Here is a 9,979-nt window from a genome sequence, read left to right on the forward strand (position 1 = left end):
GCACTGGAAAAAGGGATTTTAATAGATGTTACACAAGAAGCTACAGCCAGAAGCAGGGGGCTGCAAAAGCTATACGATGCCACGCAGGCGGTTCTGGATACCACCGTTCTCCGGAAATTATTGCCTGAGTTGAATCCTCACCTGTTGGTGATAGGCAATCCCGGCTATTCCAATAACAGGGACTATGCGATTGCGCAAAAAAGCGTAGTGTATTATGGTATTGATACTCTTTTCCAATCTGTTATTAAATGGGTGAAACCGCTCTCGCCCGTAATAGGCTGGAATGCAGGCGAGGAATTTAAACACATAGAGCCATGTACCAGCTGGGGGCTCATAAATACAGCTTCAGATTGGTGTATGAACCTGCCTTTGTTGTCGATACCACCCGCCAGTAAATTACCACAGGTGCGCACACTCAATCCAAAGGATATTAACTGGCTGGAGCATGCCAACTACCATGCGTTTGTAATGAGCGATGGCGATAACATGCAATGGACGTTTGGCAATTTTCTTAACAGCAAAGATTACTGGAGCAATCCATACAATGAGCGGATCCCCATGTCGTTCACCAGCTGCGTGCTTAACCTGTCGCAGGCTGGCAGCGATGTATACAGCTACCTGGTGAAAACCCAGCCCGGGCATACTTCGGTAGTGGAATACGGAGGCGGCTATTATTACCCCGATCTCTTTGCCAGATTAAGACCAGACAGGGAAAAGCTGCTTCGCGAATATGCAGGTATGATCAATACACAAATGAAAGCAACAGGCACAAAGGTTTTCGGTTTTATCTGTAAAGATGTTTCCGGTGAAGAGGCCATGGAAGCATACAGGATATATGCTGAAGAGATAGAAGACCTTACAGGTATGATAGCTGTGCAGTACTCGCCTTATAACGGTGGCGATGGAAAAGTTTTCTGGGTAAAAAATAAAAAGGGAACAGCCATTCCCGTAGTCACCTGTAAATACCAGCTATGGGCCAATCTCAGCAGGAAAGGCTCGGGCGATCCTGTGCAGGTTGCCGGCTGGATCAATGAAGATAACGCGCCATCTCCTTCCGCCAATAAACAACTGAACTGGACCATTGTACATGCCTGGTCACATTTCAGCGATAGCGCCACACATCATTCCATTGTTACAAAAGATAAAAAAAATACTGCGGGCGAACGCGGTGTAACGCCGGTGAAATGGACGAAAGACCTTCTTGATAAAGGAACAAAGGTGGTTTCCATTGAAGAGCTTTTATGGCGGATCAGGATGCAGCACAATGCTGCCGAAACGCTTAAAGCAGCCGGCATTCATCAATAATCAGCGAAACATTATGCAAAAAAATACAAGGATAGGCCAGCTGCTTTCCATACCGGTGATTGTAGCGGCATTGGGTTATTTTGTTGATATCTACGACCTGTTGCTATTCAGCATTGTGCGTATTCCAAGTTTAAAGGCCCTGCACGTAGCAGATGGTGAACTGATGGAACAGGGTATCTACCTGATCAATATGCAAATGGCAGGAATGCTGCTGGGTGGAATTTTATGGGGCATTACAGGAGATAAGAAAGGACGGCTGTCGGTATTGTTTGGTTCTATCCTGCTGTACTCCGTGGCGAATATTCTCAACGGCTTTGTAACAACGGTGGATCAATATGCCATTTTGCGTTTTATAGCAGGGATAGGTCTTGCAGGCGAGCTTGGCGCCGGTATTACACTGGTAGCGGAAATACTTCCAAAGGAGATCCGGGGTTACGGTACCGCTATTGTGGCTTCTGTGGGTGTATTGGGCGCGGTACTGGCTTATTTTATTGCGGATATGTTCGATTGGAAGATCGCTTATTTTATTGGCGGCGGACTGGGATTGGCATTACTGGTGCTCCGGTTCAATGTATTTGAATCCGGTATTTTTAAAGAAGTGAAGAAGGAAAACAGGTCGCGTGGTAATTTCTTCTCTTTATTTTCTTCTTCCAGAATATTTTTTAAATACCTGAGATGTATAATGATAGGTTTACCTATCTGGTTCGTTATCGGTATCCTGATCACTTTTTCACCGGAGTTCGGAAAAGCAATAGGAATCACAGTTCCCGTGGAAGCAGGCAAGGCGGTGATGTTTTGTTATATCGGGCTTTCACTGGGCGATATGAGCAGTGGTTTGCTAAGCCAGTATTTGAAAAGCAGGAGAAAAACGGTGTTTATTTTTGTGATGCTCACCTGTTTGGCAATAGCTGTTTACCTAAGCCAGCGATCACAAAGTGTAGCTGTTTTTTATACTTTATGCGGCCTGCTGGGATATGCCATTGGTTACTGGGCCTTGTTCGTAACTATCGCGGCAGAACAGTTTGGTACTAATATGCGGGCCACGGTAGCCACCACGGTCCCTAATTTTGTACGCGGAAGCGTAAATGTTTTTACACCCGCTTTTTTGTTGTTGAAGAATCATCATGGCGTTACCATTGCCGCGGGTGTAGTAGGCATTGTTACAGTCCTGCTTGCATTGCTCGCAGTATGGAAGATGGAAGAAACTTTCTCCAAAGATCTCAACTACACAGAATAAAATTATTATCTCTTCAAAACATATAAATGATGAAGAAAAGAAACTTTCTTTTTGTAGCGCTTATTTTTGCAATGACTGCAAAGGCACAACAAACCTATGACATATGCGTGTATGGTGGCACATCCGGTGGTGTAATGGCGGCATATGCAGCAAAAAAAATGGGGAAGTCGGTGTTGTTGATAGAGCCGGGAAAACATCTCGGCGGCATGTCGTCCGGCGGATTGGGTTATACTGATATCGGTAATAAATACGCAGTGACCGGCCTGGGAATTGATTTTTACCGCAGGGTGGGTAAGCACTATGGCCAGTTTGAATCCTGGATATTTGAGCCGCATGTGGCGGAAGATGTGTTTATGCAGTACATCAGGGAAGCCGGTGTACCGGTGCTTTACCAGTCGAGGATTGTATCAGCAGTAAAGAAAAATGGATTTATAAAGGAGATCTCGCTGGAGAATACAGCGGCTCCGTCTCAACAGCAAAAAACTATCCGTGCAACGGTTTTTATTGATTGTTCTTATGAAGGCGACCTGATGGCAAGGGCCGGCGTGTCTTATATGGTAGGAAGGGAGTCTTCCGCAGTTTACAACGAATCGTACAATGGCGTACAGGTGCAGCCACCTGCCACTCCGCAGCATGGCAACCAGGTGCCCGATGGTGTAGACCCGTATAAGATACCCGGCAATCCATCCAGCGGTTTGTTATGGGGTATCAGCAATGCGAAGCTGGCGCCCATAGGCAGTGGTGATAACCATGTGCAGGCATATAATTTCCGCATTTGTTTAACCGACGATCCTGCCAACAGGATACCTATAACCCGCCCGGAGGACTATGATTCCAGCCGCTATGAGTTACTACCCCGTTATATCGCAAAGCTCACCGCGCCAAATGATATCAGGGAGATACTGAAATTTGACCTGATGCCCAATCATAAAACAGATATCAATAACGGTGGCGGTTTTTCTACGGATATGATAGGCAGGAACTGGGAGTATCCGGATGGGGATTACACCACCAGGGAAAGGATCCAGAAGGAGCATGAGTTGTATAACAAAGGCCTGCTGTATTTTATAGGGCATGATCCGCGTATCCCGGATAGTGTGCGCCTGTTCATGTTGAACTGGGGATATCCGAAAGATGAATATGCGGATAACGGCCACTGGAGCCCGCAAATGTATATCAGGGAAGCCCGCAGGATGCGTGGCGCCTATGTGATGACGCAAGCCAATTGCGAACGGAAGGAAATAGTAACGGATGGCATAGGCATGGCGGCTTATGGGATGGATTCGCACAATACACAGCGACTTGTAATAAACGGAATGGTGAAGAATGAAGGCGATGTGGAGAAAGGAGGAGCAGGCCCCTATCCTATTGCTTACCGCTCATTGACGCCTAAAGAAAACGAATGTAAAAATTTACTTGTGCCTGTTTGCTTATCCGCCAGTCATATTGGTTATGGCTCTATCAGGATGGAACCAGTGTTCATGGTACTGGGACAATCGGCCGCAATAGCAGCGGCATTTGCGGTTGATGAACGAACTACCGTGCAGCAGGTAGATGTAGGTAAGATACAGAAGCTTTTGGCTGCAAACCCCTTGCTGAATGGCAGCACGCCGGAAATACTGGTAGATAATGATGATACTGCTCACGTGGAGATAACAGGTAAATGGGCGCTGAAAAAAGGTGGAACCTATGGTCCGTCAGCTTTTTATTCCGTTGTAAATGACCAGCCAAAGTCGGTGAAATTTATACCCGAAGTAAAGAAGAGTGGAAGCTATGACATCTATACTTATGTGCTGCCAAGAATCAACAATATATCTCCGGCTACCAAAGTGACCGTTTTTGATGGAAGGCAGTCTAAAGAGATAACGATTGTGAAGGAGAAGGTGATCGTTAACGGGCAAACGAGCGGAGAATGGGTACATCTCGGGAAATTTGATCTGCCGGCAGGCAAAAAAGCAGGAGTAACCATTTCCAACAGGGAAGCCGGTGGCGTAATTGTGGCGGATGCCGTATTACTGGTGCCTGCACACTAATAATCATTTAACGTAAGTACAAAGAATGAAGCAGTTATTTTTATGTTTGTGCGGATGGATGATATGCAGTATATCAAAGGCACAGGATCCCGTTTCCTTTGTGAACCCACTGGTAGGAACGGCTTCCAGTCATGATTTATCAAATGGTAACACCTATCCTGCCATTGCAGTGCCCTGGGGCATGAATTTCTGGACGCCGCAAACCGGTAAAATGGGCGACGGATGGGCCTATACTTATGATGCAACAAAAATTGTGGGTTTCAAACAAACCCATCAACCTTCTCCATGGATGAATGATTACGGGCAATTTTCCATTATGCCCGTTACCAAACGCGCAGTATTTAAGGAGGCCGACAGGGCCAGCTGGTTTTCCCATAAAGCGGAAATTGCAACACCTTATTATTATAGTGTATACCTGGCTGATTACGATGTGAAAACGGAGATAACGCCCACGGAAAGGGCTGCCGCTTTCCGCTTTACGTATCCTGCTACCGACAGTGCATTTGTGATAGTGGATGCTATGGATATGGGTTCTTACATAAAAATCATCCCCGGGGAAAGAGAGATCATTGGTTACACCACCAAAAATAAAGGTGGTGTACCCGGTAATTTCAGGAATTATTTTGTGCTTCTTTTCGATCGGCCGTTCACTGTTTCCTATCTCTGGAAAGATGGTACGTTAACGAAAGACCTGCTGGAAGGTAGTGCCGGGCATACAGGCGCCGTGATTGGTTTCGCTGCAGGAAAAGGTACGCAGGTGAATGTTAAAGTGGCATCCTCTTTCATTAGCCCGGCGCAGGCGGATTTGAACCTGCAACGGGAAATAGCAGGAGATAATTTTGAGGCGGTGAAGCAACACGCAAAGGATGCCTGGAGTAAGTACCTGGGCAGAGTGATGGTAGAAGGCGGTTCGGATAAACAGACAGCCACATTTTATTCCTGTCTTTATCGTTGCCTGCTTTTCCCACAGAAGCACTATGAAATTGATGCCGCCGGAAAAGTTGTCCATTACAGTCCTTATAACGGGAAAGTAATGCCGGGTAAGCTCTATGCCGGTACAGGATTCTGGGACACTTTCCGTTCACTGTACCCTTTATTGAACCTGTTATATCCTGATATCAACAGTGAGATGCAGGAAGGATTGGTAAATGCCTATAAAGAAGGAGGCTGGCTGCCTGAATGGAGCAGCCCGGGTTACCGGAACATCATGGTAGGCAATAACTCCGCTTCCGTAGTGGCAGATGCATATCTGAAAGGAATACGTGGTTATGATATTGATACTTTATACCAGGCGCTTTTGAAAGATGCCAACAATGAAGGGCCTATGACGGCGGTAGGCCGTAAAGGGGTACAGTTCTACAATAAGCTGGGATATGTACCATTTGATGCCGGTATTAATGAAAGCGCTGCCAGGACGCTGGAATACGCATACGACGACTTTACCATTTACCAATTGGCCAAAGCATTAAAGCGCCCGCAGGAAGAAATTGATCTTTATGCAAAACGTTGTCAGAACTATCGTCACCTGTTTGATCCTTCCTCAAAATTAATGCGGGGGAAAAATACGGATGGTAGCTTCCAGGCGCCGTTCAATCCTGTAAAATGGGGCGGGGCTTTTACGGAGGGCAACAGCTGGCACTATAGCTGGAGCGTATTTCATGATATACAGGGGCTTATTAATTTAATGGGCGGAGAACGGGTGTTTACCGTCATGCTGGATTCCGTTTTTAATATGCCACCTGTATTTGATGAAAGTTATTATAAAAAAGTGATCCATGAAATCAGGGAAATGCAGGTGATGAACATGGGGCAGTATGCGCATGGCAACCAGCCTATTCAGCATATGATATACCTGTACAACTATGCCGGCGAGCCATGGAAAACACAGTACTGGGTGCGGGAGGTAATGGATAAGCTCTATCTTCCTACTCCTGATGGCTATTGCGGAGATGAGGATAATGGACAAACATCTTCCTGGTATATTTTTTCAGCACTGGGTTTTTATCCTGTTTGTCCTGCTACAGACCAATATGTACTGGGGGCGCCACTGTTTAAAAGGGCTACACTTTACCTACAGAACGGAAAAAAATTTACCATTAATGCAGTGGCTGATGATACAACGAACCGGTATGTTCAGTCTGTAAAACTAAACAACAGGTTTTCTCACAAAAACTGGATCAGTTACAATGAGTTGCAGAAAGGAGGCCGTATGAAGGTGAAAATGTCTGCTGTGCCTGATAAAAGCCGGGGGACAGATAAATCCGCTTATCCTTATTCATTTAGTAAATAGTTATTCTCTTTCCTTATCTAAAATTTCAAATGTTTGCTCAATCCGCTCCCCGTTTTCGTCTACCAGTGTAATGGTATGTTTTCCGGCGGCGGGGTGCAGGGCCATCTGGTGAAACTCTGTAGTAGCGCCGATAAAATTGTTGTCGAGATGCCAGAATATTTTGGTGGCATTATTACGGTGTGTGGCGGTAAAGATGGTTTGCCCCGGTTTCCCGTCGATTTCAACGGGAACGAATATACGGGCGCCGGGCCGTGGATAGATCAGTTCCATGGGCGCCTTGTCCAGCCCCAGTGAGGCCAGGCAATCGGGTTTGTAAGGTGGCAGTTGTTGGTAATAATTTTTGCTGCGATAGTAATATTCCTGTGAAGGCGGTAATACGAACCACGATCTGTGTTGCATAAGCGAGGGCGATTCACAGGCTTCCGTTACGCGCCACTGACCGGTTCTGTCGAGATGCACCAGCTGATGGTAAGGACATACGCCTGCCCTGATACCTGCTGCCGGCACATAAATAGAATCTTTTTCCTCACACAGCTCGCCGGCGCGGTAGCCGCTTTTGCGGCATACCTCAATTTTTTTCATTTGCTGATAAGGCGGATCAAACCAGCCGCTGGTGTGTAGTAAACGGAATACATCAAACAGGATGGGAGCAGCAGTAGACACGCCTATGAGGCCGGGTCGGCCTTCTCCGTCAGCATTTCCCACCCATACCCCTACTACATACTGGGGCGTTACACCAATGGCCCATCCGTCGCGGAAACCAAAGCTGGTGCCTGTTTTCCAGGCAATGCGCTGTGAAGAAGAGAATTGCTGCCACAATAGTTCTTCACCGGGCCGCATTACTTCCGTCATCGCCTGGAAGGCGTACCAGATGGAGCCGGCATCCAGCAAGCCATCTTTGCTTAACCCATACTTTGAGGGAGACCGGGTATTAATCCGGTAGTTGGGCGGATGAATATCGTCCATGTCATATTTACCCTTGTATTGATCCAGGTGCAGCAGTGTGCGGGCCATGCTGGCGTACATGCCGCACATTTCCCAGAGGGTGGTTTCGCCGCCGCCAAGGATGAGGGACAGCCCATAGTGATCGGCCGGTTTATTCAATGTGGTGATTCCCATTTTCTGCAACAGGGAATGAAACCGTTCGTAACGGTATTGTTGCAACATGCGTACAGCCGGGATATTCAGCGACCGGGCCAGTGCGCGGGAAGCGGGAACGGCGCCATCATATCCCAGGTCGAAGTTCTGGGGGGAATAGCCGGCAATTTGCGTTGGAATATCAGGGATCAGTGTATTGGGCAATATGAGGCCATCATTGAGCATGGCGGCGTACAATACAGGCTTGAGCGTGCTGCCGGGGCTTCTTCTGGCCTGTACAATGTCTACATGGCTTTCCAGCTCAGGGTCTGAAGGGTGATAGATATTTCCTACATAGGCAAGCGTATTGCCGGTTTCCACATCCAGCACCAGCACTGCTGCATTGTTGATGCCATTGGCTTTATAGCTATTGTGATACCGTTCTGCGATGGCGGTGGCGTTATGCTGCAGGTTGGCCATCAAAGTGGTTTTGATGCGTGTAGGTTCGCCTGTTTGCTGCTGCTGGTAGTCGCGGCGGAACAGGTCCAGCAAATGCGGCGCTTCCTGTGGTAAAGGCAGCGGCTGATCCGGTAATGGCTCCATTTTGGCCAGCTGGCAGGTAATACTGTCGATAGTATGCTGGTGATATAACTTATTCAGGAGTTGGTTTCGTTTATTCAGCAACGTTACCCGGTTGCGGCCGGGGTGTACCAGTGCAGGGCTGTTGGGCAGTACTGCCAGCGCTGCCATTTCGCCCCACGACAACAAATCGGCTTTGCGGCCATAGTACCGCCAGGCAGCCGCTTCCAGCCCAACTACGTTACCGCCGAAAGGAGCGTTGGCTGCGTATAAGGCAATAATCTTCTTTTTAGAAGCTGCAAACTCCAGCCGGGTAGCCAGTACCGCTTCGGTTATTTTCTGCCAGATATTACGTGGCTGGTTGCGCGATAGTCGTATTACCTGCATAGTGAGCGTACTGCCGCCGCTTACTACCTTCCGGCCCCGTGCATTTTGATTAATAGCCCGGCCAATAGCAATGGGATCTATTCCCCAGTGGTAGTAAAAGCGTTTATCTTCATAAGCCACAATACACTTTTCGAATTTGTCCGGTACATGCGCATTATAGGGAAACCGCCACTGGCCGTCCGGTGCAATACTGGCATTCAGCAGATCGCCGTTGCTGTCTTCCAGCACAAAGGAAGTTGGACTGGTAAAGAGCTGTTTCGGTAAACAAAAATAATAGGCAATGAGTATAACAGCGGCGCCTGTAAGCCACCACTTTTTTTTGATGCACCATTGTTTAAGGGTATCGTACTTCATTACTTTTTTATGCGCGTTCAAAGATAGGTTAATTGATTGTTTTGAAACTGGTAAAGCGGGAGGGGAATTTGAAGAGATATTATTTTAGGAAGACAGGTGGTTTACTGGTAGCAACAGTTATCCCGTTGACAATAATAGTGCCCCGGCCTTGCTTAAAAGGAAATGAAGCTAATTGCAGTAATATTTCTGTTCCGACGCATATCGGCCAGCATTGAGCGCTTCAGGAACGGATGTTTTAGCAGAATGCTGCTTACATAGCAGTGGTATATGTTATAAGATCCAATACCTGATTACCCCATCAATTTATCCATCTACCTAAATTAAAAATATATTTTGTACCAATTGGTAAAATATATACCTTTATGTCAACAGGTTACTGTTGTAATAACCGGCGCATAGCACGGTATTTTTTTAAACCAATAATGTACTAAATAGTACAAAATTATATTCATATGCAAACACTCACCACCACTACCGTTCTCCACAAAACAATTACCGTTAATAATCTCAACATTTTTTATCGCGAAGCCGGCCCGGCAAATGCACCTGTAATACTGCTGCTGCATGGCTTTCCGTCTACATCACACATGTACCGCGACCTGATCCGGGACCTGGCGCACAGGTATCATGTGATTGCCCCGGATTACCCGGGATTTGGCCAAAGCAGTATCCCGGCGTTAGCCGCATTTGAGTATACGTTCGATAACCTGGCGCTGG

The 9,979-nt window shown here is 47.0% G+C and carries 6 protein-coding genes; 5 read left to right on the forward strand and 1 reads right to left on the reverse strand.

Annotated elements, in window-relative coordinates:
* The 4 genes from VN105_RS10280 to VN105_RS10295 all read left to right on the forward strand — a co-directional run.
* Positions 1-1,305: hypothetical protein (locus VN105_RS10280; RefSeq protein ID WP_325640494.1), on the forward strand; the 1,305-nt coding region annotated here is incomplete at its 5' end.
* A gap of 13 nt (positions 1,306-1,318) precedes the next feature.
* A complete protein-coding gene (locus tag VN105_RS10285) occupies positions 1,319-2,542 on the forward strand; it encodes an MFS transporter (protein WP_325640496.1) in 1,224 nt (407 codons plus the stop codon).
* A 29-nt stretch (positions 2,543-2,571) separates the two neighbouring features.
* On the forward strand, positions 2,572-4,575 hold the full coding sequence (locus tag VN105_RS10290; protein WP_325640498.1) for an FAD-dependent oxidoreductase: 2,004 nt from the start codon (positions 2,572-2,574) through the stop codon (positions 4,573-4,575).
* Between the two features lie 25 nt (positions 4,576-4,600).
* Positions 4,601-6,865 (forward strand): GH92 family glycosyl hydrolase, encoded by a 2,265-nt coding sequence (locus tag VN105_RS10295; protein ID WP_325640500.1) that lies wholly within the window; start codon positions 4,601-4,603, stop codon positions 6,863-6,865.
* Here the strand turns inward: VN105_RS10295 and pbpC are convergent, their stop codons facing one another.
* On the reverse strand, positions 6,866-9,283 hold the full coding sequence (gene pbpC, locus VN105_RS10300) for a penicillin-binding protein 1C (protein ID WP_325640502.1): 2,418 nt from the start codon (positions 9,281-9,283) through the stop codon (positions 6,866-6,868).
* A 431-nt stretch (positions 9,284-9,714) separates the two neighbouring features.
* Here pbpC and VN105_RS10305 point away from each other — a divergent pair.
* Positions 9,715-9,979 (forward strand): alpha/beta fold hydrolase (locus VN105_RS10305; RefSeq protein WP_325640504.1); only part of this gene is annotated, 265 nt, incomplete at its 3' end.

This window comes from Chitinophaga sp., assembly GCF_035564935.1.
Classification (GTDB): domain Bacteria; phylum Bacteroidota; class Bacteroidia; order Chitinophagales; family Chitinophagaceae; genus Chitinophaga.

Bases quoted from the DNA above. Each gene is read 5' to 3' on its own strand.
- VN105_RS10295 (WP_325640500.1), top strand. From the start codon at position 4,601: ATGAAGCAGTTATTTTTATGTTTGTGCGGATGGATGATATGCAGTATA.
- VN105_RS10285 (WP_325640496.1), top strand. From the start codon at position 1,319: ATGCAAAAAAATACAAGGATAGGCCAGCTGCTTTCCATACCGGTGATT.
- VN105_RS10290 (WP_325640498.1), top strand. From the start codon at position 2,572: ATGAAGAAAAGAAACTTTCTTTTTGTAGCGCTTATTTTTGCAATGACT.